20 protein-coding genes are annotated in these 23,380 nt (G+C 73.2%); 14 read left to right on the forward strand and 6 right to left on the reverse strand.

Translation table 11 applies throughout. The annotated features are described in order from the left end of the window. Nucleotides 1-13 precede the first annotated feature (13 nt). The 3 genes from sufD to L3X23_RS09855 are packed head-to-tail and all read right to left on the reverse strand — an operon-like array spanning nucleotide 14 to nucleotide 3,364. On the reverse strand, nucleotides 14-1,192 hold the full coding sequence (gene sufD, locus L3X23_RS09845) for a Fe-S cluster assembly protein SufD (RefSeq protein WP_093077837.1): 1,179 nt from the start codon (nucleotides 1,190-1,192) through the stop codon (nucleotides 14-16). Then, nucleotides 1,189-2,625 (reverse strand): Fe-S cluster assembly protein SufB, encoded by a 1,437-nt coding sequence (gene sufB / locus L3X23_RS09850; RefSeq protein WP_237191940.1) that lies wholly within the window; start codon nucleotides 2,623-2,625, stop codon nucleotides 1,189-1,191. Before sufB ends, sufD begins: the two co-directional genes overlap by 4 nt. Continuing rightward, the gene (locus L3X23_RS09855; RefSeq protein ID WP_237191941.1) at nucleotides 2,609-3,364 is read right to left on the reverse strand and encodes a metalloregulator ArsR/SmtB family transcription factor; all 756 of its coding nucleotides are present in this window, start codon (nucleotides 3,362-3,364) and stop codon (nucleotides 2,609-2,611) included. The genes sufB and L3X23_RS09855 overlap by 17 nt, the downstream gene beginning before the upstream one ends. A 94-nt stretch (nucleotides 3,365-3,458) precedes the next feature. Here L3X23_RS09855 and mptB point away from each other — a divergent pair, with 94 nt between their 5' ends. The 4 genes from mptB to L3X23_RS09875 are packed head-to-tail and all read left to right on the forward strand — an operon-like array spanning nucleotide 3,459 to nucleotide 7,790. After that, nucleotides 3,459-5,099 carry a polyprenol phosphomannose-dependent alpha 1,6 mannosyltransferase MptB gene (gene mptB, locus L3X23_RS09860; protein WP_237191942.1) on the forward strand — a complete coding sequence of 547 codons (1,641 nt, stop codon included), beginning with the start codon at nucleotides 3,459-3,461 and terminating at the stop codon, nucleotides 5,097-5,099. A 20-nt stretch (nucleotides 5,100-5,119) separates the two neighbouring features. Further along, nucleotides 5,120-6,031, forward strand: a complete 912-nt coding sequence (locus L3X23_RS09865) for an ABC transporter ATP-binding protein (RefSeq protein WP_237197977.1) — start codon at nucleotides 5,120-5,122, stop codon at nucleotides 6,029-6,031. After that, nucleotides 6,028-6,804 (forward strand): ABC transporter permease, encoded by a 777-nt coding sequence (locus L3X23_RS09870; protein WP_093077843.1) that lies wholly within the window; start codon nucleotides 6,028-6,030, stop codon nucleotides 6,802-6,804. The genes L3X23_RS09865 and L3X23_RS09870 overlap by 4 nt, the downstream gene beginning before the upstream one ends. A 47-nt stretch (nucleotides 6,805-6,851) precedes the next feature. Beyond that, nucleotides 6,852-7,790, forward strand: coding sequence for a heme A synthase (locus L3X23_RS09875; protein ID WP_237191943.1), 939 nt, complete (start codon nucleotides 6,852-6,854; stop codon nucleotides 7,788-7,790). Nucleotides 7,791-7,819: 29 nt separating this feature from the next. Here the strand turns inward: L3X23_RS09875 and L3X23_RS09880 are convergent, their stop codons facing one another. Beyond that, complete coding sequence (locus L3X23_RS09880) at nucleotides 7,820-9,010, reverse strand: MFS transporter (RefSeq protein ID WP_237191944.1); 1,191 nt, start codon at nucleotides 9,008-9,010, stop codon at nucleotides 7,820-7,822. Nucleotides 9,011-9,085: 75 nt separating this feature from the next. Here L3X23_RS09880 and L3X23_RS09885 point away from each other — a divergent pair, with 75 nt between their 5' ends. Then, nucleotides 9,086-11,068, forward strand: a complete 1,983-nt coding sequence (locus L3X23_RS09885; RefSeq protein WP_237191945.1) for a S9 family peptidase — start codon at nucleotides 9,086-9,088, stop codon at nucleotides 11,066-11,068. A gap of 47 nt (nucleotides 11,069-11,115) precedes the next feature. Here L3X23_RS09885 and L3X23_RS09890 read toward each other — a convergent pair whose 3' ends face one another. Then, entirely contained in the window at nucleotides 11,116-12,042 is a 927-nt protein-coding gene (locus L3X23_RS09890; protein ID WP_237197978.1) for a heme o synthase, read from the reverse strand. Between the two features lie 262 nt (nucleotides 12,043-12,304). Between L3X23_RS09890 and tkt the strand changes: the two genes are divergently transcribed. The 7 genes from tkt to L3X23_RS09925 are packed head-to-tail and all read left to right on the forward strand — an operon-like array spanning nucleotide 12,305 to nucleotide 21,010. Next, nucleotides 12,305-14,395, forward strand: a complete 2,091-nt coding sequence (gene tkt / locus L3X23_RS09895; RefSeq protein WP_237191946.1) for a transketolase — start codon at nucleotides 12,305-12,307, stop codon at nucleotides 14,393-14,395. An 11-nt stretch (nucleotides 14,396-14,406) separates the two neighbouring features. Then, nucleotides 14,407-15,531 (forward strand): transaldolase, encoded by a 1,125-nt coding sequence (gene tal / locus L3X23_RS09900; RefSeq protein ID WP_237191947.1) that lies wholly within the window; start codon nucleotides 14,407-14,409, stop codon nucleotides 15,529-15,531. Between the two features lie 28 nt (nucleotides 15,532-15,559). After that, nucleotides 15,560-17,326 (forward strand): hypothetical protein, encoded by a 1,767-nt coding sequence (locus L3X23_RS09905; RefSeq protein ID WP_237191948.1) that lies wholly within the window; start codon nucleotides 15,560-15,562, stop codon nucleotides 17,324-17,326. A gap of 22 nt (nucleotides 17,327-17,348) precedes the next feature. Beyond that, nucleotides 17,349-18,911 carry a glucose-6-phosphate dehydrogenase gene (zwf, locus tag L3X23_RS09910; protein ID WP_237191949.1) on the forward strand — a complete coding sequence of 521 codons (1,563 nt, stop codon included), beginning with the start codon at nucleotides 17,349-17,351 and terminating at the stop codon, nucleotides 18,909-18,911. A 19-nt stretch (nucleotides 18,912-18,930) separates the two neighbouring features. Further along, nucleotides 18,931-19,875: a glucose-6-phosphate dehydrogenase assembly protein OpcA gene (gene opcA / locus L3X23_RS09915; RefSeq protein WP_093077865.1), complete on the forward strand. Its 945-nt coding sequence runs from the start codon at nucleotides 18,931-18,933 to the stop codon at nucleotides 19,873-19,875. Further along, the gene (gene pgl / locus L3X23_RS09920; RefSeq protein ID WP_093077868.1) at nucleotides 19,875-20,642 is read left to right on the forward strand and encodes a 6-phosphogluconolactonase; all 768 of its coding nucleotides are present in this window, start codon (nucleotides 19,875-19,877) and stop codon (nucleotides 20,640-20,642) included. The genes opcA and pgl overlap by 1 nt, the downstream gene beginning before the upstream one ends. Then, a complete protein-coding gene (locus L3X23_RS09925; RefSeq protein WP_237191950.1) occupies nucleotides 20,642-21,010 on the forward strand; it encodes a hypothetical protein in 369 nt (122 codons plus the stop codon). Before pgl ends, L3X23_RS09925 begins: the two co-directional genes overlap by 1 nt. An 88-nt stretch (nucleotides 21,011-21,098) precedes the next feature. On the opposite strand, the gene L3X23_RS09930 is transcribed toward L3X23_RS09925, so the two are convergent. Further along, nucleotides 21,099-21,587, reverse strand: a complete 489-nt coding sequence (locus L3X23_RS09930; RefSeq protein ID WP_237197979.1) for an Lrp/AsnC family transcriptional regulator — start codon at nucleotides 21,585-21,587, stop codon at nucleotides 21,099-21,101. Nucleotides 21,588-21,661: 74 nt separating this feature from the next. Between L3X23_RS09930 and L3X23_RS09935 the strand changes: the two genes are divergently transcribed. Both L3X23_RS09935 and purT read left to right on the forward strand, forming a co-directional pair. Further along, the gene (locus tag L3X23_RS09935) at nucleotides 21,662-22,135 is read left to right on the forward strand and encodes a VOC family protein (RefSeq protein WP_237191951.1); all 474 of its coding nucleotides are present in this window, start codon (nucleotides 21,662-21,664) and stop codon (nucleotides 22,133-22,135) included. Between the two features lie 4 nt (nucleotides 22,136-22,139). Further along, nucleotides 22,140-23,351, forward strand: a complete 1,212-nt coding sequence (gene purT / locus L3X23_RS09940; RefSeq protein WP_237191952.1) for a formate-dependent phosphoribosylglycinamide formyltransferase — start codon at nucleotides 22,140-22,142, stop codon at nucleotides 23,349-23,351. Nucleotides 23,352-23,380 lie beyond the last annotated feature (29 nt).

Consider the following 23,380-nt stretch of genomic DNA (forward strand, 5'->3'; position numbering starts at 1 on the left):
AGTGGTGGGTCGACTAGACGCCGGTCGCGGCGAGCTCGGCCTCGATGGCCTGCTCCAACCGCGCCCGCAGCTCGGGGAGGGTGGTGGTCGGGATGCGCAGCAGGATCTCGCCGAAGAACGCCCGCACGACGAGCCTGCGGGCCGACTCCAGGTCGATGCCGCGGCTCTGCAGGTAGAACAGCTGCTCGTCGTCGAAGCGGCCGGTGGCCGAGGCGTGCCCGGCGGAGATGATCTCGCCGGTCTCGATCTCGAGGTTCGGCACCGAGTCCGCCCGCGCGCCCTCGGTGAGGACCAGGTTGCGGTTGAACTCGTAGGTCTCGGTGTTCTCCGCCGCGGCCTGGATCAGCACGTCCCCGATCCAGACGGTGTGCGCGCCCTCGCCCTGCAGGGCGTTCTTGTAGAGCACGTTGCTGCGGCACTGCGGCACCGCGTGGTCCACGAGGAGCCGCTGCTCCAGGTGCTGTCCCGCGTCCGCGTAGCCCAGGCCGACCAGGTCCACGTCCCCGCCGGGGCCGCGGTAGGTGACCGTCGGGCTGACCCGGACGAGGTCGCCGCCCAGCGCGACCGAGACGACCTTGAGCACGGCGTCCCGCCCGATCGACAGGTGCTGCGCCGAGACGTGCACCGCGTCGTCCGCCCACTCCTCGGTGACGACCACCGTGAGGCGCGACGCATCGGCCAGGACGATCTCCAGGTTGTCCGCCAGCACGCCGGACCCGCGGTGCTCGAGCACGACCGTGGCCTCGGCGTGGGTCGTGGTGCGCAGCTGCAGGTGCGCGGCCGCCGTCGACCCCGCGCCGGGGCCCTCGACCGTGACCGTGACCGGGTCGGGGGTGCCGTCGAGGGTGACGATCGTGGCCTCGGCGAACGCGGACCAGGCCTGCGCGGCCACCCGGTCGGCCGGGGTGCCCGCCTCGCCGATCCGCGGGTCGTCCCGGCCCACGGTCTCGGCCGACGCGCCCGTGACGGTGACCGTGGCGCGCCCGTCGAGCGCGGCGGTGCCGTCGTGCAGGCCCTTGAGGCGCTTGAGCGGGGTGAACCGCCAGTTCTCCTCGCGACCGCTCGGGACCTCGAAGGCCTCGACGTCGTAGGAGGTGAAACGCTCGCCCGCCGACAGGACGGGGGTCTCGCCCTGGCCCTTCTTGGCGCCCTTGAGCTCGGGCGCCAGACCGGCGACTTCCTGCGAGGTCATCCGACCGAACCCTCCATCTGCAGCTCGATCAGGCGGTTCAGCTCGAGGGCGTACTCCATGGGGAGCTCGCGCGCGATGGGCTCGACGAACCCGCGCACGACCATCGCCATGGCCTCGTCCTCGGTGAGCCCGCGGCTCATCAGGTAGAAGAGCTGGTCGTCCGACACCTTGGAGACGGTGGCCTCGTGGCCCATCTGCACGTCGTCCGTGCGGATGTCGACGTACGGGTAGGTGTCCGAGCGGCTGATCGTGTCGACCAGCAGCGCGTCGCACTTCACCGTGCTCTTCGAGTTCTTGGCCCGGGGGTTGACCCGGATCAGGCCGCGGTAGGAGGTCCGCCCGCCGCCGCGCGCCACCGACTTCGAGATGATCGTCGACGACGTGTTCGGCGCCAGGTGGGTCATCTTCGCGCCGGCGTCCTGGTGCTGCCCCTCGCCCGCGAACGCGATGGACAGGACCTCGCCCTTGGCGTGCTCGCCCATCAGCATCACGGCCGGGTACTTCATGGTCACCTTGGAGCCGAGGTTGCCGTCGACCCACTCCATGGTCGCGCCCTCCTCGGCCTTGGCGCGCTTGGTGACCAGGTTGTAGACGTTGTTCGACCAGTTCTGGATGGTCGTGTACCGCACCCGGGCGTTCTTCTTCACGACGATCTCGACGACGGCCGAGTGCAGCGAGTCCGACTTGTAGATCGGCGCGGTACAGCCCTCGACGTAGTGCACGTACGAGCCCTCGTCCGCGATGATCAGCGTGCGCTCGAACTGGCCCATGTTCTCGGTGTTGATCCGGAAGTAGGCCTGCAGCGGGATCTCCACGTGCACGCCCTTCGGCACGTAGATGAACGAGCCGCCCGACCACACGGCCGAGTTGAGCGCGGAGAACTTGTTGTCCCCGGACGGGATGACCGAGCCGAAGTACTCCCGGAACAGCTCCGGGTGCTCGCGCAGCCCCGAGTCGGTGTCCAGGAAGATCACGCCCTGCTCCTCCAGGTCCTCGCGGATCTGGTGGTAGACGACCTCGGACTCGTACTGCGCGGCGACACCGGCGACCAGGCGGGCCTTCTCGGCCTCCGGGATGCCCAGCTTGTCGTAGGTGTTCTTGATGTCCTCGGGCAGGTCCTCCCAGCTGGAGGCCTGCTTCTCCGTGGACCGCACGAAGTACTTGATGTTGTCGAAGTCGATGCCCGACAGGTCCGAACCCCAGCGCGGCATGGGCTTGCGCTCGAAGAGGTCCAGGGCCTTGAGCCGGAAGTCGAGCATCCACTGGGGCTCGTTCTTCAGGCGGGAGATGTCCGCCACCACGTCCGCGGAGAGTCCGCGGCGCGCGGTGGACCCGGCGACGTCCGAGTCGGCCCAACCGAAGTCGTACCGGCCGAGCGTCGCGAGCGTCTCCTCCTGTGTCAGCGCCTGCTGAGCCTCAGGAGTGGTCGTCATGCTGCCTCCCTCTCGGGGACGTGGTGGTCACTTGCCGCCCCTGGCCGCGTTCGGGTGCGATCAGGGGTACGTGGGTGGTGCACGCGGTGTCGCCGCGTGCGATCGTCGCCAGCCGCTGCACGTGCGTGCCCAGGACCTCGGCGAACGCCTCGGTCTCCGCCTCGCAGAGCTCGGGGAACTCGGCGGCCACGTGGGCCACCGGGCAGTGGTGCTGGCACAGCTGCACACCGGCGCCCGCCTCGCGGGCGGCGGCGGCGTAGCCGCGGGAGCTGAGGACCCGGGCGAGGGCCTCGGCCCGCTCCCCCGGTCCGCCCGCGGCGTGGATCTCCTCGACGGCGGCGCCGAGCAGGTCCCGCACCCGGGTGCGGGCGAACTCGCCCACCGCCTGCTCCCCCGCGTGCTGGGCGAGGAAGCGCAGCGCCGAGGTGGCGAGATCGTCGTAGCCGTGGCCGAACCGGACCCGGCCGGCGTCCGTCAGCAGGAAGTGCTTGGCCGGACGACCGCGGGTGCGGCGGCCGCGGCGCGGGGCCTCCCGGACCTCGGCCTCGCCGTCCGCCAGCAGCGCGTCGAGGTGCCTGCGCACCGCGGGGGCGGACAGGTGCAGCTCGGCGGCGACCTCGGCCGCGGTGATCGGCCCCTGCTCCATGAGCAGGCGCGCGACCGCGCGCCGGGTTCCTCCGGACAGGTCGAGCCCGGGCACCTGCGGCGCCCCGGTCTCGGTCGGTCCGGCTGTTTTCACAACACCAGTGTTGCTTATATCCGCGCGGACGGCAAAGGCACCCCCGCCATGGGGTGAGCGGGCTCACTGGACCCGGGCTCCGTACGCTCACGGCATGGCCTCGCCCGTCCTGCAGGATCCTGCCGTGGCGGCGCGGCGCGATCCCGCCCGGCTCGCCCGCAGGCTGGGGCTGACCGGGGCGCTGCTCATGGCCGTCGGGTCGCTGGGGGCGGGCGCGCTCCCGGTCCCGAACCCGCTCAACGGGCTGCGCCTGATCGGCCTGCCCGCGCGGAACGCCACCCTCGCCATCGCGCTGACCTACGCGGGCATGGGCATGCTGGTGCTGGCGTGGCTCTGGATCGGGCGGATGCTCTCCGCGCGCGGCGCGATCCCGCCCGCGCCGGACCGGGTCTCGCTGGGGCGCACCGGGATCCTGTGGGCGATCCCGCTGGCGATGGCGCCGCCGATGTTCTCCAAGGACGTCTACAGCTACCTCGCGCAGTCCGCGATCATGGCCCGCGGCCTGGACCCGTACGTCCTCGGCCCGGCCCAGGCCCTCGGCGTCGACGATCCGCTGACCCGCACCATCCCCACGATCTGGCGGGACACGCCGGCGCCGTACGGGCCGCTGTTCATCGCGGTGGGGCGTGGCATCACCGCGCTCACCGGCAACGACGTCGTGTTCGGTGTGCTGGCCCACCGGGCCCTCGCGCTCGTCGGCGTGGGCCTGATCGTGTGGGCGCTGCCCAAGCTCGCCCGCCGCTGCGGGATGGAGCCCGGGCTGGCGCTCTGGCTGGGCGCGGCGAACCCGCTCGTGCTGTTCCACCTGGTCAGCGGCATCCACAACGAGGCCCTGATGATCGGCCTGCTGCTGGCCGGGCTGCATCTGGCGCTCGGAGACGGAGCTCGCGGAGTCGACCCTCGTACCCGCGACGGAGCTCGCGGAGTCGACCGTCGTACCCGCGACGGAGCTCGCGGAGTCGACCGTCGGAGCGGTCCGGGGGATGCGCCGGTGCCGTGGGCGCGGTGGGTCGCGGGGGCGGCGTTGATCACGCTGGGCGGGTCGGTGAAGCTGCCCGCGCTGCTGGCGCTCGGGTTCGTCGGGATGGACCTGGCCCGGCAGTGGGGCGGCCGGTTCCGGGACGTCGCGCGCGCCTCGGGGCTGCTCGGCGCCGTCGCCGTCGGGGTGTACCTGGTCATCGGGTTCGGCACGGGGCTGGGCTTCGGCTGGATCCACACCCAGGGCACGGCCAACGAGATCCGCAGCTGGATGTCGCTGTCCACCGACCTCGGCCAGCTCTCGGGGCAGGTCGGGATCCTGGCGGGCCTCGGCGACCACACCGACACGACGCTGGCGATCACGCGCGGGATCGGCGGGATCGCGATCGCCGCCGTCGTCGCGTGGCTGCTGTGGCTGTGTCTGAAGGGCCGCGTGGAGCCGGTCACGGGCGTCGGGGTGGGGCTGGGCGCGGTCGTCCTGCTCGGGCCCGTGGTGCACCCGTGGTACCTGCTGTGGGCGGCGATCCCGCTGGCCGCCACCCGCGGGATGCCGCGCTACCGCCGGTTCGCCCTCGCGGCGTCCGCCGTGATCGCGCTGATGGTCCCGCCGACCGGCGCGGACTTCAACTTCCGCGCCTACCAGCTGCCCTTCGCCATCCTGGCCGGCGCGGTGATGTTGCTGGTGGCGCTCGTGGTCCTGCGCGAGCTCGTCCGCCGGGAGTCGGGTCCCGACGCGGAGATCCGCGCGCCTTCGTAGACTCACCCGTTGTGCATGCGTTGTCGGTGCGAGGCCTGGTGAAGCGGTTCGGCGCCACCACCGCCGTGGCAGGCCTCGACCTGACCCTGGACCGGGGTGCGGTGCTCGCCCTGCTCGGGCCCAACGGCGCGGGCAAGACCACCACCGTCGAGATCTGCACCGGCTTCCAGGACGCGGACGCGGGCGAGGTCCGGGTGCTGGGCGAGGACCCGTCCGGCGGGCCGGACAGCCTGCGCGCCCGCATCGGCGTGATGCCCCAGGGCGGCGGGGCCTACCCCGGGGTGAAGGCGGGCGAGATGCTGCGGCTGGTCGCGGCCTGCGCGGCGCACCCGCTGGACCCGGACTGGCTGATCGGCGTGCTCGGCCTCGACTCCGCCGCGCGCACCCCGTACAAGCGGCTCTCCGGCGGCCAGCAGCAGCGGCTCGCGCTCGCCTGCGCGTTGGTGGGCCGTCCCGAGCTGGTGTTCCTCGACGAGCCGACCGCGGGCATGGACCCCCAGGCCCGGCGGCTGGTGTGGGACCTCGTCGCCGCGCTGCGCCGGGACGGGGTGGCGGTGCTGCTCACCACGCACCTGATGGAGGAGGCGGAGGCGCTCGCCGACCAGGTCGTGATCGTCGACCACGGCGCGGTCGTCGCCGCGGGCACGCCCGCCGAGCTCACCACCTCCACCGGCGACGAGCAGGAGCTCCGGTTCCGGGCCCGCACCGGGATGGACGTCACGGCTCTGGCCGCGGCGCTCCCGCCCGGCTACCGGGCGGCGGAGACCGTCGCGGGCCGCTACGTCGTCCGCGGCCGGATCGACCCCCACGTGCTCTCCGCGATCACCGGCTGGTGCGCGGGCCAGGGCGCCCTCGCCGACGACGTCCAGGTCGCCCGGCGCAGCCTCGAGGACGTCTTCCTCGATCTCACCGGGCGGGAGCTGCGCTCATGACCCCGTTCCCCGCGGGCACGTTCACCCCGGCCCCCGGCCGCGGCTCCCTCGGCCGGATGCTCCGCGTCCAGGCGGGCACCGAGACCCGGATGGCGCTGCGGCACGGCGAACACGTGCTGCTCACCCTGCTGATCCCGATCGTGCTGCTCGTCGGCCTGTCGGTGCTGCGGGTGTTCCCGCTGCCCGAGCCGCGGGTGAACTCCGTGGTCCCCTCGATCCTGGCGCTCGCCGTGATGTCCACGGCGTTCACCAGCCAGGCCATCGCGCTCGGGTTCGACCGCCGCTACGGCGTGATCCGCAGGCTCGCGGCCACCGCCCTGCCCCGCTGGCTGCTGGTCGCCGGGCGGCTCGCGGCGATGCTGGCCGTGGTCGCGGTGCAGCTGGTCGTCCTCGGCGTGATCGCGGCGCTGCTGGGCTGGACGCCGACGTTCGGCGGGGTGCTGTGGGCGCTGGTCACGGTGCTGCTCGGCTGTGCGGCGTTCGGGGCGCTGGGGATCCTGCTGGGGGGCACCCTGCGCGCGGACATCGTGCTGGCGGTGGCCAATCTCGTCTGGTTCGTGCTGCTGCTCGGCGGCGGGATCGTGATCCCCCTGGCCCAGCTGCCCGCGGGCCTCGCCGCGGTCGCCGCCCTGCTGCCGTCCGGGGCGTTGGCCGAGGGGCTGCGGGGCTCGCTGGTCGACGGCACCGGCCCCGGGGCGGGCCCCGTGCTGGTGCTGCTCGCCTGGGCCGTCGTGGCCGGTGGGGTGGCGGTCCGCGCGGTGAAGCTCCGGTAGGAACCCGGCGGTGTCGCCGGTGGGCTCCTGCTTCTACGATGCGTAGTATGACGCGAATCCCCGCCACCTCGCCGCTGTGGATGCGGCGGCTCGCGATCCTGTCGCTGATCGGCCAGGCGGGGATCATGGTGACCGGGGCGGTCGTGCGGGTCACGGGCTCCGGGCTCGGCTGCCCGACCTGGCCGAACTGCTTCCCCGGCTCGCTCGTCCCGGAGCCGCACCCCGAGATCGCCCCGCTCGTGCAGTGGATCGAGTTCGGCAACCGGCTGCTGTCGATCTTCCTGGTGATCGTCGCGGGGATCACCTTCCTGGCCGCGCTGAACTCCCGGCCCCGCCGGACGCGCCTGACCCTGCTCGCCCTGGCCATGCCGCTGGGCGTGGTCGCCCAGGCCGTGATCGGCGGGTTCACCGTGCTCGCCGGGCTGGCCTGGTGGAGCGTCATGCCGCACTTCCTGGCCTCGACGGTGCTGGTGTGGCTGGCCGTCGAGCTGGTCGACGAGGCGCGTGCGGGTGGGGCCGTGACCCGCGTCGTGCCCCGGCCGGTGCGGGCCCTGGGCGCCGTCTCCACCGTCGTGCTCGGGGGTCTGCTCGTGGCGGGGACGCTGGTCACCGCGGCGGGCCCGCACGCGGGGGACGCGAACACCCCCCGGCTGGACGTCCCGGTCACCCTGCTCGCCCAGCTGCACGCGGACCTGCTGTTCGCCTACCTCGGGCTGGTCGTCGGGCTGGGCTTCGCGCTGTGGGCGGTGCACGCCCCCGCACGGCTCAAGCGCCGGTTCGCGCTGCTGGTCGCGATCGTCTTGGCCCAGGGCGCACTCGGAGGGATCCAGTACGCCTTGGGCGTCCCGGAGCTGCTGGTGGCCCTCCACGTCCTCGGCGCGGCCCTGACCACCGCGGCCGCCGCGGGTGTCTGGGCGGCCACCAGCGAGCGCGCCCCGGCCCCGCAGACCACCCCCGTCGAACCCCGCACCCCCGCCCACGCCTGAGCCGCGGCCCCGCGAGTCCCGGATCGGGGTCAGTCGTGGACGGCGCGGCGGGTCAGGACGGCCGCCACCGCGGCCATCAGCGCGACGACGAGACTGAAGACGAGCGTCGTCGGGACCAGACCGACGATCTGGGTGGCGGCCCCGACCGCGATCACCGGTACCGAGATGGCGATGTAGAGCACGAGGAAGAACGTGGCCACCACGGCCCCGCGCACCTCCTGCGGCGCCGCCTCCCCGACCGCGGCGAGGCCGGCGCGGAAGCTCATCCCCTGCCCCAGGCCCGCCACGACGGCGCCCACGCAGAACACGACGAGCGACGCCACCGCCACACCCGTCCCGATCAGCAGCACCCCGACGGCCAACCCCACGCAGCCGACCGGCAGCGCCACCCGCGGCGGGACCCGCGCGGAGGAGAGCTGGCCGAGCGCCGACGCGCCGAGCATCGCGAACACCGTCGCCCCGACGGCGAGGTGCCCGGACACCCCCATGACCTGCGCCAACACCGCGGGCGAGACCGCCGTGAACAGGCCGAGGACCGCGAAGCCCGCGAACCCGCCGACCGCGGCGGACCCGAACACGCCGCGCACCTCGGGCGGGATCCCGCCGACGCGCAGGGGCTCGATCCGGAAGCCCCGCGACCGCACGGTCTCCGGCACCACGGCCAGCGCGGCCGCCGCGAGGACCACGAGCACGGCGTGCACGACGTAGGTCAGCACCAGCGGCAGCGGCGCGACCTGGGCCAACAGCCCGGCGAGCACCGGGCCCAACCCGAGCCCGAGCATGTTGACCACCGCGGCGACCAGGCCCGCGCGGCGCTTGCCCGTGGGCGGGGCGAGGTCGATGATCGTCGCGGTGGCGGTCCCGGTGAAGATCCCCGCGGACAGCCCGGAGAGCAGCCGCCCGACGAACAGCGCGGGCTCGGCCGGGATCAGGAACACCAGCGAGCTGAGCAGCGCGAAGACCAGGCCGAGCAGCAGCACGGGTCGGCGCCCGATGCGGTCGGACAGCCCGCCCAGCACCACCAGCGCGGTCCCGACGCCCACCGCGTACGTCGCGAACACCACCGTGACCACGAGACTGCCGAACCCGAACCGCTGCTCGTAGAGCGGGTAGAGGGGTGTCGGCATCGTGGTGCCGATCATCGTGACGAGGAAGGCGGCGGCGACGGCGGCGGTCGCCACCCACGACACCCGTCCCCCGGTCTCCTGCTCGGTACGCACGATGCCCATGGTCTCCCGGAACACGGTTGCGCGGCGAATCCGTCCCCTCCGGACGGAGGGTGTAGGCATGGTCACGTGCCCGACTTCACCGATCTCCAGTCCTACGTCGAGCTCCCCCGCGTCGCAGGCCTCGCCCTGTCCCCGGACGGTCGCCGACTCGTCACCACCGCGGCCGCCCTGACGGCCGACCGCACCGCCTGGCGGCCCGCGCTGTGGGAGGTCGACCCCGCGGGGCGCGAGCCCGCCCGTCGGCTCACGCGCGGCGAGAAGGGCGAGTCGCAGCCGGTCTTCACCCCCGACGGTGACCTGCTGTTCGTGTCCGGCAGACAGGACCCGGACACGAAGGACGCGCCCGAGTCGTCCTCCCTGTGGGCGCTCCCCCCGCGCGGCGAGGCCCGCAGCGTGGCCACCCGGGCGGGTGGGGTGTCGGCCGTCGCGGTGGCCCGGGACGCGGGGACGGTGCTGGTCACGAGCCCGACGCTGCCCGCCGCGGTGACCGACGCCGACGACGCCGCGCGCCGCAAGGCCCGCAAGGACGGCGCGGTCACGGCGATCCTGCACGAGGGCTACCCGATCCGGTACTGGGACCACGACCTCGGGCCGGACGAGCCCCGCCTGCTGATCCACACCGACGACGGCTGGCGGGACCTCACGCCCGCTCCCGGCCGGGCCCTCGACGAGGCCGCCGCCACGCTCAGCCCGGACGGCCGCACCGTGCTCACCACGTGGAGCGTGGCGTTGCCGCGTGGTGACCGGCGGACCGTCGTCGAGGCGATCGACACCGCGACCGGGGACCGCCGCACGCTCCTCGGGGACCCGGACCACGACTACGGGCCGGCGTGGGTCAGCCCGGACGGCGTCGCCGTCGTCGTGCTGCGGACCCGGCGGACCACCACCGAGCTGGCCCCGCGGACCGACCTGGTGCTCCTGCCCCTGACCGGTGGGGAGGCGCGCCCGGTGGCGCCGGAGTGGGACCGCTGGCCCGCGGACGTCGCGTGGACGCCGGACTCCCGCGCCCTGGTCGTCGCCGCCGACGACCGGGGCCGGGCCCCGTTGTTCCGCATCGACCTCGAGTCCGACCGGGTGACCCGGCTGACCGGGGACCACGGGGCCTACTCGAACGCCGTCGTGTCGCCGGACGGGAGCACGGTCTACGCGCTGCGCAACGCCGTGGACTGCCCGCCCACCCCCGTCCGGCTCGACGCCCAGGCCCCCGACCAGCAGCCGACCCTGCTGCCCGGGCCGGTCGAACCCCCCGTGCTCCCGGGCACGCTCACCGAGGTCACCGCGACCGCGGTGGACGGCGCCCCGCTGCGGGCGTGGCTCGTGCTCCCCGAACGGCAGGGACCCGTGCCGCTCCTGCTGTGGGTGCACGGCGGTCCGCTGGGCAGCTGGAACACCTGGCAGTGGCGCTGGAACCCGTGGCTGATGGCCGCCCGCGGATACGCGGTCCTGCTCCCCGACCCGGCGCTGTCCACGGGTTACGGACAGGACTTCGTGCAGCGCGGCTGGGGCGCGTGGGGCGAGGCGCCCTACACCGACCTGATGGCGCTGCAGGACGCGGCGGAGGCCCTCCCGGAGATCGACGCCACCCGCACGGCCGCGATGGGCGGCTCCTTCGGCGGCTACATGGCCAACTGGATCGCGGGCCACACGGACCGCTTCCGGGCGATCGTCACGCACGCGAGCCTGTGGTCGCTCGACCAGTTCGGCCCGACGACGGACCTCTCCTACTACTGGCGCGTGGAGATGAGCCCGGAGCGGGCCCTGGCCAACAGCCCCGACCGGCACGCCGACGCCATCCGGACGCCGATGCTGGTCGTCCACGGCGACAAGGACTACCGGGTCCCGATCGGCGAGGCGCTGCGGCTGTGGTGGGACCTGCAGTCACGGGTCGCCGACCCCGACGCGAACCCGCACCGCTTCCTGTACTTCCCCAGCGAGAACCACTGGATCCTGACGCCGCAGCACGCGGCGCTCTGGTACGAGACCGTCCACGCCTTCCTCGCGACCCACGTCCTGGGCGAGGAGTGGCAGGTCCCCGACCTGCTGAGATGACCCTCGTGCGCGGCGATGGTCGCTGGAGCGACCATCGCCGCGCACGGTCAGAGGACGGTGGGCAGGCCGATGGCCGCGTCGACCGCGATGGCCAGGAAGAGGCCGCAGAGGTAGATGTTCGACAGGTGGAACAGCCTCATCGGGGAGACGTTCTCGCCCGCCTTCACCCCGGCGTGCAGGCGGTGCGCCATGACGACGAAGTAGAGGCCGCCTGCCAGCGCGAACCCGACGTAGATCCAGGACGTGACCGGGGCCAGCAGCAGCGTCCAGGCGACCATCACCCAGGCGTAGGCCACGATCCGCACCGACACCTGCCGCGGGGTGGCCACGACCGGCAGCATCGGGACCTCGGCGGCCGCGTAGTCGTCCTTGTACTTCATGGCCAGCGCCCAGAAGTGCGGCGGCGTCCAGAAGAAGATCACCCCGAACATGACGAGCGCGGGCCACTCGACCGTGCCGGTGACCGCCGACCAGCCGATGACGACCGGCATGCAGCCCGCGGCGCCGCCCCAGACGATGTTCTGCGAGGTCCGCCGCTTGAGCAGCAGCGTGTAGACCAGCACGTAGAAGGCGATCGCGGCGACCGACAGGATCGCCGAGAGCAGGTTGGTGGTCAGCCACAGCCAGGCCGCGGACAACACGCCGAGGGCCAGGCCGAAGATCAGCGCGTTCCGCGGCGGCACCTCGCCCTTCGCCGTGGGCCGGCGCGCCGTGCGCTTCATCTTCGCGTCGATGTCCGCGTCCACCACGCAGTTCAGCGCGTGCGCCGACGCCGCGGCCATGGTGCCGCCGACCAGGGTGGCCAGGATCAGCCACACGGACGGGATGGCGCGCTCGGCGAGGATCATCGCCGGCACCGTCACGACCAGCAGCTGCTCGATGATGCGGGCCTTGGTGAGCGCGGCGTACGCCCGAACCGTGTCCACGACGCCGCGTTTCGCCGGAGCGGTCGACGCCGCCCCCCGGTGTGACACGGGTGTGCTCACCAGCTGCTACCTCGCTCGACCGTAAGTGGTGGGACTGCGGAAGCGTACTTCTACAGCGCGTCGATGCTAGCTCGTGGAGTGGCGGACGGGGTCGCGGGGTAGCCGGTTCGTGAGGACTACGTGTCCGAACTCCCCGAACCGGGCGTCGGGCGTCCGCTTCGGACTAGAGTCCGGGGTCGAGTCGGACGGGCCCCCGCGGTCCTCCCTGAACCGTCACCACCCCCATCGATGCAGACAGGAGCTCCGCACCGTGTCTTCTACCGAGCCCGACTTCGCCGCCCTCACCCGGGCCGAGGTGCCGCCGGACTGGACCGAGCTGGACAAGCGGGCCGTCGACACCGTCCGGGTCCTGGCTGCGGACGCGGTGCAGCACTGCGGCAGCGGCCACCCGGGCACCGCGATGAGCCTCGCGCCGCTGGCCTACACGCTGTTCCAGCGCGTCATGCGGCACGACCCGGCGAACCCGGACTGGCCGGGCCGCGACCGGTTCGTCCTCTCGGCGGGCCACTCCAGCCTCACCCTCTACATCCAGCTGTTCCTCGCGGGCTACGGCCTGGAGATCGAGGACCTCAAGCAGCTGCGGAGGTGGGGCTCGAAGACCCCGGGGCACCCGGAGTGGCGCCACACCGACGGTGTGGAGATCACCACCGGCCCGCTGGGCCAGGGCCTCGCCTCCGCGGTCGGCATGGCGATGGCGGCCCGCCGCGAGCGCGGCCTGTTCGACCCGGACGCCCCCGAGGGCTCCTCGCCGTTCGACCACCAGATCTACGTCATCGCCTCGGACGGCGACATCGAGGAGGGGGTGACCAGCGAGGCGTCGTCGCTCGCGGGCCGCCAGGAGCTCGGCAACCTCACGGTGATCTACGACGACAACAAGATCTCCATCGAGGACGACACCGCGATCGCGCTGTCCGAGGACACCGCGAAGCGCTACGAGGCCTACGGCTGGCACGTCCAGGTCGTCGAGGGCGGGGAGAACGTCACCGGCATCCTCGCCGCGCTCGAGGCGGCCCGGAACGAGAAGGACCGGCCGTCCTTCATCCTGCTCCGCACCATCATCGGCTTCCCGGCGCCGACCAAGATGAACACCGGCAAGGCGCACGGCGCGGCGCTGGGCGCCGAGGAGGTCGCCGAGACCAAGAAGGTCCTCGGGTTCGACCCGGACAAGGACTTCGTGGTCGAGGACGAGGTGCTGGCCCACACCCGGGACGTCGGCGAGCGGCTGGGCGGGAAGAAGGACGCCTGGCAGAAGTCGTTCGACGACTGGGTGATGCGGGAGCCCGAGCGCAAGCAGCTCTGGGACCGCCTGCTGGCCAACGCCCTGCCCGAGGGCTGGACCGACGCGCTGCCGCAGTGGCCCGTCGACCCGAAGGGCCTCGCCACCCGCAAGGCCTCCGGCGAGGTGCTCAAGGCCCTCGCGCCGGTGCTGCCGGAGCTGTGGGGCGGCTCGGCCGACCTGGCCGAGAGCAACAACACCACGATGGAGGGCGCGGACAGCTTCGGCCCGAAGTCCGCGGCCACGAAGATGTGGAACGCCAACCCGTACGGCCGCACGCTGCACTTCGGCGTCCGCGAGCACGCGATGGGCGCGATCCTCAACGGCATCTCGCTGCACGGCCCGACCCGCCCCTACGGCGGCACGTTCCTGCAGTTCGCGGACTACATGCGCGGGGCCGTGCGGCTCGGCGCGCTGATGAAGTCCGCGGCGATCTTCGTCTGGACGCACGACTCCATCGGCCTCGGCGAGGACGGCCCCACGCACCAGCCGATCGAGCACCTCGCGGCGCTGCGGGCCATCCCGAACCTGTCGATGCTGCGCCCGGCGGACGCGAACGAGACCGCCCACGCCTGGCGCGCGACGCTGGAGTGGCAGGAGGGCCCGGTCGGCCTCGCGCTGACCCGGCAGAACGTCCCCACCCTGGAGGGCACCTCCTACGAGGGTGTGCAGAAGGGCGGCTACGTCCTGGCGGACGCCACGGACGGCGAGCCGCAGGTCGTGATCATCGCCACCGGGTCGGAGGTCCAGCTCGCCGTCGAGGCGCGGAAGACCCTCGAGGCGGACGGCGTTCCCACGCGTGTGGTGTCCATGCCGTGCGTCGAGTGGTTCGACCAGCAGGACGCCGCGTACCGGGACTCCGTCCTGCCGCCGTCGGTCAAGGCGCGGGTCTCGGTCGAGGCCGGGATCGCGATGCCCTGGTACCGCTTCATCGGAGACGCGGGCGTGCCCGTGTCCATCGAGCACTACGGCGCCTCCGCGGACGCCGCCACCCTGTTCCGCGAGTTCGGGTTCACGCCGGAGGCCGTCGTCGACGCCGCCCGCGCGAGCCTCGGCAAGCTCTGAGAGGAGTGCACATGAGCAGCAACGGTAAGTCGGCCGCCCTGGCCCAGCTGTCGGAGGCGGGCGTCTCGATCTGGCTCGACGACCTCTCCCGCGAGCGGATCACCTCCGGGAACCTCAGGAAGCTGATCGACGAGTGGAGCGTCGTCGGGGTCACCACGAACCCCACGATCTTCGCCTCCGCCCTGTCGGACGGGGCGGCGTACGACGCGCAGGTCCGGGAGCTGGCGGCCCGCGGCGCGGACGTCGCGGCCACCATCCGCGAGGTCACCGTCGCAGACGTGCAGCAGGCGTGTGACGTCTTCTCCGGCGTCTGGGAGAAGACCGGCGGCGTCGACGGCCGGGTCTCCCTGGAGGTCGACCCGACCCTGGCCCGGGACACCGAGGCCACCGTCGCGCAGGCGCTGGACCTGTGGAAGGCCGTCGACCGGCCGAACCTGCTGGTGAAGATCCCGGCCACCGAGGCGGGCCTGCCCGCGATCACCCGGGCGCTCGCCGAGGGCGTGTCGGTGAACGTCACGCTGATCTTCTCCGTCGAGCGCTACGAGGCCGTCATGGCCGCGTACCTCGACGGCGTCGAGCAGGCCGCGGCGAACGGCGTCGCGGTCTCCTCGCTCACCTCGGTCGCGTCGTTCTTCGTGTCCCGCGTGGACTCCGAGATCGACGCGCGGCTGGACGCCATCGGCACCGACGAGGCGAAGGCGCTCAAGGGCAAGGCGGGCGTCGCGAACTCCCGGCTGGCCTACGACGCGTTCCAGAAGGTCTTCTCCTCCGACCGCTGGAAGGCCCTCGAGGCGCAGGGCGCCAAGCCGCAGCGGCCGCTGTGGGCCTCGACCGGGGTCAAGAACCCGGACTACCCGGACACCCTCTACGTCACCGAGCTGGTCGTCGCGGACACCGTGAACACCATGCCGGAGAAGACCATGGCCGCATTCGCGGACCACGGCGTCGTCGAGGGCGACAAGGTCACCGGCACCGGGCCCGCCGCGCAGGAGGTGTTCGACTCGCTGGAGCGGGTAGGCATCGACCTGACCGACGTGTTCCTGGTGCTGGAGAACGAGGGCGTCGAGAAGTTCGAGAAGTCCTGGTCGGAGCTGCAGGAGTCCGTCCAGGGGCAGCTCGACGCCGCAGGCAAGTGACAGCCGACTAGTCGGAGGCGACCCGCACGTGACGTCTCGACCCGCCGTCGGGCTCCCGGTCGTGGAGCTCGGCGGCGGTTTCCCGTCCACCCCGTCGAGCTCCGGGACGGGCGTCGCCGCCGAGGGGCGGCGGGTGGCGGCCCAGCTGGCCGCCGACACCGTCGCGTCCCGGATCACGGACGCCGACCCGTCGTTCCTGCGACCCGAGCAGGGCCGGGCGGCCGCGGACGCGCTCGGCTGGGCCGCCCTCCCGTGGGCCTCCCGGCCGTTGATCGGGCAGATCGACGCGCTGCGCGAGGCCTTCCGGGTCGACGGCGCCGCCCGGGTGCTGCTCGTCGGCGACAGCCGGTGGACGCTCGGCGCCGAGGTCCTCGCCCGCGCCGGCGTCCGTACCGACGCTCGGTCGATGGTCGACTCCGCAAGCTCCGTGTCCGTGGATCTCCTCACGGTCCTGGACACCCCCGATCCGGGCGTGGTCTCGCACGCCCTGGCCGGGGACCTGACCGGCACGGTGGTGGTGATCACCGACCCGGAGGGCGGGACGGCGTGGATCGCCGCCGTCCAGGAGCTGCTCACGGACGCGATCGCCGACGAGGTCGGCCCGCGCGCCGCCGCCGAACGGACCGTGGTGCTGACCGAGGCCGGGTCCCCGCTCGACGAGCGCGCCCGGGCCGCGGGCTCGGTCGTGATCACCACCGAGCGGGACGTGCCTGCCGTCTTCTCCGTGCTCGGGGCGCCGGGACTGGTGCCCGCGGGGCTCGCGGGCGCACCCGTCGGCGGGATCCTCGACGACGCTCGCGCCGCCGTGGAGCTGCTGACCGGGGACGACCCGGCGAACCCCGCCCTGCTGCTCGCGGGCGTGCTGGTGGCGTCCGCGAACGACGCGGTCCGGCTGGACGGGCGGCTCGCGCCGCCCGCGCTGACCGAGTGGGTGGCGATGCTCGTCGCCGCGGCGGGGGCGATGCCCGTGCTGCTCGACGGCGAGAACGGGGAGGCGGGCGAGGACGGTGTCCCATCCGGGCCGATCCTCGCCCCGGCGACCGCCAAGGACCCCACGGCCGCCCCGGACGACCTGTCCGAGCTGCTGGGCCCGGCACCGCGCCGGATGCCGGACGATCCCGCCACCCTCGAGCCCGAGCCGGACGAGCCCGCCTCCGGCGGGTCTGACGAGGTGATCTCCACCGGCGGGCCGCTCGGCGCCGAGCTGCTGCTCTGGCAGTACGCGGCCGCGGCCGCCGCCCGGCTGCTCGGCGGCGACCCGTTCGCCGAGGTCACCGAGGTCGCCGGGTCCGCCGAGATCCCCGAGGCCCTCCCCGAACGCGCGTCGGACGGCGTGGTGACGGTTCACGCAGGCCCGTGGCTGACCGGCGCCCCGTCCACCGGGGACGCGCTGCAGGCGCTCGTCGACGCCGTGCCGGAGGGCGGGCACCTCGCCCTGTCCGTGTGGCTGGACCCGGCGGACGACGCGTCGATGGCCGTGCTCCGCGGTGAGCTGGCCCGCCGCACCGGCGTGCCCGTGACGTTCGGGTGGGGGCCGCGCCACCGCGACGTCCTCGCCCCGTTCGCGCGCGCCGATCCCCGACCGGGTGCCGTCTGCGTGCTGACGGGCGACCCCCCGGATGATCTCGTCCCCGACCCGGGGCCCGAGACCTCTAGGCTGGCGCTGACCGAGGCGAGCGGCGCCGCTGCCGCGGTCGCCGCGCGGGATGTGCCCGTGCTGCGGCTGCACCTCGCCGACCGGGTCGCCGGGCTCGTCCTGCTCGCTCGCGCGGTCCAGGACCTGCGGAGACCGTGACAACAGTGGAAGGCTTGCTGCCATGACCAGCGGTACGAAGGGCATCCCGGCCCACACGGCGGCCTGGGTGAACCCGCTGCGCGACCCCCGGGACAAGCGGCTGCCGCGGATCGCGGGCCCGTGCGGTCTGGTGATCTTCGGTGTGACCGGGGACCTGTCGCGCAAGAAGCTGATGCCCGCCATCTACGACCTCGCCAACCGCGGGCTGCTCCCGCCGGGCTTCGCGCTGACCGGCTTCGCCCGCCGGGACTGGTCGAACGACGACTTCGGGCAGATCGTCCTCGACGCGGTGAAGGCGCACGCGCGCACGCCGTTCCGGCAGGAGGTCTGGGACCGGCTGGCCGAGGGCTTCCGGTTCGTCGAGGGCACCTTCGACGACGACGACGCGTTCGACCGGCTCGAGCAGACCGTCCACGACCTCGACCGGGTCCGCGGCACGAACGGCAACCACGCGTTCTACCTGTCGATCCCGCCGTCGGCGTTCCCGGTGGTGTGCAAGCAGCTCGCCCGCTCCGGGCTGTCCGCGCAGAACGCGGACCAGTGGCGCCGGGTGGTGATCGAGAAGCCCTTCGGGCACGACCTCGCGTCGGCGCGGGAGCTCAACGCGATCGTCAACGACGTCTTCCCCGAGGACTCGGTCTTCCGGATCGACCACTACCTCGGCAAGGAGACGGTGCAGAACGTCCTCGCGCTGCGCTTCGCCAACCAGCTCTACGAGCCCATCTGGAACAGCAACTACGTCGACCACGTGCAGATCACCATGGCCGAGGACATCGGCCTCGGCGGGCGCGCGGGGTACTACGACGGCATCGGCGCGGCCCGGGACGTCATCCAGAACCACCTGCTGCAGCTGCTCGCCTTCACGGCGATGGAGGAGCCGACGTCCTTCTCCTCCGACGAGCTGCGCACCGAGAAGATCAAGGTCCTGAACGCGACCAAGCTCGTCGGCCCGCTGGACGAGACCACCGCACGCGGGCAGTACACCGGCGGCTGGCAGGGCGGCGAGCTGGTCCGCGGCCTCAAGGAGGAGGAGGGCTACGACCCGAACTCCACCACCGAGACGTACGCGGCGATCACCCTCGAGGTCGAGAACCGCCGATGGGCCGGGGTGCCCTTCTACCTGCGCACGGGCAAGCGGCTGGGGCGGCGGGTCACCGAGATCGCGGTGATCTTCAAGCGGGCGCCGCACCTGCCCTTCGACTCCACGATGACCGAGGAGCTGGGGCAGAACGCGCTAGTCATCCGCGTGCAGCCGGACGAGGGCATCACCATGCGCTTCGGGTCCAAGGTGCCGGGCAGCCAGATGGAGGTCCGGGACGTCACGATGGACTTCGGCTACGGCACGGCGTTCACCGAGGCCTCGCCCGAGGCGTACGAGCGGCTGATCCTGGACGTGCTGCTCGGCGAGCCGTCGCTGTTCCCGGTGAACGAGGAGGTCGAGCGGTCCTGGGAGATCCTCGACCCGGTGATCGAGCACTGGCACTCGCTCCCGGAGGGCCCGCCCGGGTACCCCGCGGGATCGTGGGGGCCCGAACAGGCCAACGAGATGCTGGCCCGGACCGGACGCACGTGGCGTCGGCCGTGAGCGCGAGCAGGAGCACAGGATGATCGTCGATCTCCCGTCGAGCAACACCTCGGCGGTCAACAAGAAGCTCGTCGAGCTGCGCGAGTCCGGTGGCGTGCAGGCGCAGGGCCGGGTGCTCACGCTGGTGATCGTCACCGACGACGGTGCGGGCATCGAGAGCGCGATCGAGGCGGCCAACACCGCGAGCCACGAGCACCCCTGCCGGGTGATCGTGCTGGCCCGCGGGGCGCGCCGGGCGGCCGCGCGGCTGGACGCCCAGATCCGCGTGGGGGGTGACGCGGGCGCGAGCGAGGTGATCGTGCTGCGCGGCTACGGCCCCCTCGCGGGCGGCGAGGCGGGTGCGGGCATGGTCATGCCGCTCCTGCTGCCGGACGCCCCGGTCGTCGCCTGGTGGCCCGCCGAGGCGCCCGCGGTGCCCGCCGAGGACCCGATCGGCGTGCTGGCCCAGCGCCGCATCACCGACGCGCTGTCGGCGAAGGACCCGATCAAGGCCTTCGAGCAGCGCCGCGCCACGCACGTGGCGGGCGACACCGACCTCACCTGGACCCGGCTGACCCAGTGGCGGGCCCTGCTCGCCGCGGCGCTCGACTTCCCGCCGCACGAGGAGGTCACGTCCGCGCTCGTCGTCGGGGAGAAGGTGTCCCCCTCGACCGACCTGCTGGCGGGCTGGCTGGCCACCCGGCTCGGGGTCAAGGTCAAGCGCTCCCCCGCCGCCGGCGGCCAGGGCATGACGCTCGTGCAGCTGACCCGCGCCTCGGGCAAGGTCGAGCTGTCGCGTCCGGACGGGAAGACGGCCACGCTGTCGCAGCCCGGCCAGCCGGACCGGATGATCGCCCTCGCGCGCCGCGGCGTGCCGGACTGCATCGCCGAGGAGCTGCGCAGGCTGGACCCGGACGAGACGTACGGCGAGGCGCTCGCGGGCGTCGAGGCCGTGTCCCGCGGCCGGTCGGCGGTCAAGGTCTGATGGCCGAGATCGTCATCCACTCCGACTCGGACGTCCTGGCCGCGGCGTGCGCGGCCCGGCTCGTCACGAAGCTGGTCGACCTGCAGGCGGGGGGTGGGATCCCGCGGGTCGTGCTGACCGGCGGCGGCGTCGGCATCGCGATGCTGGAGCAGATCCGCGACTCCCCCGCCCGCGCGGCGGTGGACTGGTCGCGGATCGAGTTCTACTGGGGGGACGAGCGTTTCCTCCCCGCCGGGCACCCGGAGCGCAACGAGACCCAGGCCCGCGAGGCGCTGCTCGACCACGTCGACGTCGACCCGTCGCTGGTGTTCCCGATGGGTGCGGACGTGGGCCACGGGCCGTCGGGGGCCGACGAGGCCGCCGCGGAGTACGCGGACCTGTTGGCGCGCAAGGCCCGCCCGGAGGACCACGGCGAGGTCCCCGCGTTCGACGTGCTGATGCTCGGCATGGGCGGGGAGGGGCACTGCGCCTCGATCTTCCCCGAGTCCCCGGCCGTCTACGAGACCGAGCGGACGGTCGTGCCGGTCTACAACTGCCCCAAGCCGCCGCCCACCCGCGTCTCGCTGACGCTGCCCGCGATCCGCACGGCCCAGGAGGTCTGGATCATCACGGGCGGGTCGGCGAAGGCCGCGGCCGTCTCGCTCGCGCTGGGCGGCGCGGGTGAGGTCGCGATCCCGGTGGCCGGGGCGCGGGGGCGGCTGCACACGCGGTGGCTGCTGGATCGGGAGGCGGCGTCGAAACTGCCGTCCGACCTGCACCGGGGCTGATGCTGCTCGTCGTCGACGGGGCCAACGTCGTCGGCTCCCGTCCGGACGGGTGGTGGCGGGACCGCGCGGGCGCGGCGGAGCGGCTCGCCACACAGCTCGCCGCGGCCCGGCGGTCGGGCGCGCTCGCGGCCCTGGGCGACCGGGTGGTCCTGGTGTTGGAGGGCGCGGCCCGCAGCGCGGCCGTGCCCGAGGACCTCGAGGTCCTGCTCGCCCCGCGGGACGGGGACTCGACGATGGTGGAGCTGGTCCACGCGTCCCCCGACGAGGTCACGGTGGTGACCGCGGACCGCGAGCTCATCCGCCTGGTGACCGCCCTCGGCGCCCGCACCGTCTCCCCCCGCACCCTCCTCCGCATTATGGAACCATAACGGGCTTTTCGAGGCCGGATTAGCGCATTGTGGAACCATAATGGGCTTTTCGGGGCCGGGAACGCGCGTTATGGCTCCATAGTGCGGGTCAGCGACGGCGGCTCGTGGCGGCCGCGGCAGCGCTCGCCCGCACCGCACTCGACACCACCGACCGCCTCGGGAGCGGGCTGGAGTACACGACACTCGTCGTGACCCCGCCCAGCCCCGCGATCCGGCCCGTCACCTCCTCGAGGTGGCGCATCGACCGCGCCCGCACCGTGATCACGAAGCAGTCCTCGCCCGTGACGTGGTGGGCCTCGACGATCTCCGGTGTGGTGCCGAGGAGGTCCCGGAACGGCAGGTGGTTGCCGCTCGGGTAGCGCAGCCGGACGAGCGCCATGATCGGGAGCCCGAGCTTCTCGGCGTCGACCTCGCAGCCGTACCCGGTGATCACGCCCGAGTCCTCCAGCCTGCGCACCCGCTCGGTGACCGCACTCGGCGAGAGCCCGACCAGCCTGCCGAGATCGGCGTAGCTGGCGCGACCGTCCCGCTGCAGGGCTTCCAGCAGGCGCCAGTCCGTATCGTCCAGGGATTCCATAGGCACAGCGGGAGAATAGCCGTGGATTCCACCGCCGCCGATGAGTACCGGGCGCGCGGCCGGTCCTCCCCCGCATGAAGAGCATCCAGAACTGCCTCTGGTTCGACGGACAGGCCCGGGAGGCCGCCGAGTTCTACTGCTCGGTGTTCCCGAACTCGCGGATCACCCGCGTCCAGTACTACCCCGAGGGCGCGCCGGGCCCGGCGGGCGAGGTCATGTACGTGGAGTTCACCCTCGACGGGCGGGAGTTCGCCGGGCTCAACGGCGGTCCGCAGTTCCCGCACAGCGAGGCGGTCTCCTTCGTGGTCCCGGTCGAGTCGGACGAGGAGAACGACCGCTACTACGCCGCGCTCGTGGCGGGCGGGTCCGAGCGGCCCTGCGGCTGGCTCAAGGACCGGTTCGGCGTGTCGTGGCAGGTCGTGCCCGTGGAGGCCGACGAGTGGATGCGCGACCCCGATCCCGAGAAGGCGAACCGCGTCTTCGCCGCGATGCTCCAGATGCACGGCAAGCTGGACATCGAGACGCTCCGGAAGGCTTATCTAGGCTGAGCCCATGAACTCCGGCCCCGTGCGCATCGGCACTCCGCTCAGTCCCTCCGCCACCCGCGTCATGCTGCTCGGGGCGGGTGAGCTGGGCAAGGAGGTCGTGATCGCCTTCCAACGGCTCGGTGTCGAGGTCGTCGCCGTCGACCGCTACCCGGACGCCCCCGGCCACCAGGTCGCGCACCGCGCCCACGCCATCGACATGACGGACCCGGTGGCGCTGCGGGCGGTCATCGAGCAGGAGCAGCCGCAGTACGTCATCCCGGAGATCGAGGCCATCGCGACCGCCGCCCTCCTGCAGGTCGAGCAGGAGGGCCTCGCGACGGTCATCCCGACCGCCCGGGCCACCCGGCTGACCATGGACCGCGAGGGCATCCGCCGGCTCGCCGCCGAGGAGCTCGGCCTGCCCACCTCGCCGTACGAGTTCGCCGACACGCTCGACGAGGTCCGCGCGGCCGTCGACCGCCTCGGTCTGCCGTGCGTGCTCAAGCCCGTCATGTCGTCGTCCGGCAAGGGGCAGTCGACGATCCGGACCCCGGAGGACGTCGAGGCGGCCTGGGACTACGCGAGGGCAGGCGGCCGGGTGGCGGGCACCCGGGTGATCGTCGAGGGGTTCGTGGACTTCGACTACGAGATCACCCAGCTGACGGTGCGGGCCGCCGGTCTGGACGGCACCGTGGGGACGTTCTTCTGCGCACCCGTCGGCCACATCCAGCAGGCGGGCGACTACGTCGAGTCCTGGCAGCCCCAGCCGATGTCGGACGCGGCCGCCGCGGCCGCGCGGGACGTCGCGGGTCGGATCACCGAGGCCCTCGGCGGCCGCGGCATCTTCGGCGTGGAGCTGTTCGTCCGCGGCGACGAGGTGCTGTTCTCCGAGGTCAGCCCGCGCCCGCACGACACCGGCCTGGTCACCCTCGCCACCCAGCGGCTGTCGGAGTTCGAGCTGCACGCCCGCGCGATCCTCGGCCTCCCGGTGGACGTCTCGCTCCGCTCCCCCGGCGCCTCCGCCGTGATCTACGGCGGGGTGGACGCCAAGGCGGTCGCGTTCGACGGCGTCGCGCAGGCCCTGTCCGTGCCGGGCACGGACATCCGGCTGTTCGGCAAGCCGGAGAGCTTCACCACGCGCCGGATGGGTGTGGTCGTCGCCGCCGCCGAGGACACCGACACCGCGCGGGCGAACGCGAAGGCCGCCGCGGCGAAGGTCCGCGTGATCAGCGAGTAGCAGTGGATTCCACGGTGCATCGTGAGTGT

The organism is Pseudonocardia sp. WMMC193, from assembly GCF_021728735.1.
Taxonomy (GTDB): Bacteria; Actinomycetota; Actinomycetes; order Mycobacteriales; family Pseudonocardiaceae; genus Pseudonocardia; species Pseudonocardia oroxyli.

Bases quoted from the DNA above. Each gene is read 5' to 3' on its own strand.
- sufD (WP_093077837.1), bottom strand. From the start codon at position 1,192: ATGACCTCGCAGGAAGTCGCCGGTCTGGCGCCCGAGCTCAAGGGCGCC.
- sufB (WP_237191940.1), bottom strand. From the start codon at position 2,625: ATGACGACCACTCCTGAGGCTCAGCAGGCGCTGACACAGGAGGAGACG.
- mptB (WP_237191942.1), top strand. From the start codon at position 3,459: ATGGCCTCGCCCGTCCTGCAGGATCCTGCCGTGGCGGCGCGGCGCGAT.
- L3X23_RS09870 (WP_093077843.1), top strand. From the start codon at position 6,028: ATGACCCCGTTCCCCGCGGGCACGTTCACCCCGGCCCCCGGCCGCGGC.
- L3X23_RS09875 (WP_237191943.1), top strand. From the start codon at position 6,852: ATGACGCGAATCCCCGCCACCTCGCCGCTGTGGATGCGGCGGCTCGCG.
- tal (WP_237191947.1), top strand. From the start codon at position 14,407: ATGAGCAGCAACGGTAAGTCGGCCGCCCTGGCCCAGCTGTCGGAGGCG.
- zwf (WP_237191949.1), top strand. From the start codon at position 17,349: ATGACCAGCGGTACGAAGGGCATCCCGGCCCACACGGCGGCCTGGGTG.
- opcA (WP_093077865.1), top strand. From the start codon at position 18,931: ATGATCGTCGATCTCCCGTCGAGCAACACCTCGGCGGTCAACAAGAAG.
- pgl (WP_093077868.1), top strand. From the start codon at position 19,875: ATGGCCGAGATCGTCATCCACTCCGACTCGGACGTCCTGGCCGCGGCG.
- L3X23_RS09925 (WP_237191950.1), top strand. From the start codon at position 20,642: ATGCTGCTCGTCGTCGACGGGGCCAACGTCGTCGGCTCCCGTCCGGAC.
- L3X23_RS09930 (WP_237197979.1), bottom strand. From the start codon at position 21,587: ATGGAATCCCTGGACGATACGGACTGGCGCCTGCTGGAAGCCCTGCAG.
- L3X23_RS09935 (WP_237191951.1), top strand. From the start codon at position 21,662: ATGAAGAGCATCCAGAACTGCCTCTGGTTCGACGGACAGGCCCGGGAG.
- purT (WP_237191952.1), top strand. From the start codon at position 22,140: ATGAACTCCGGCCCCGTGCGCATCGGCACTCCGCTCAGTCCCTCCGCC.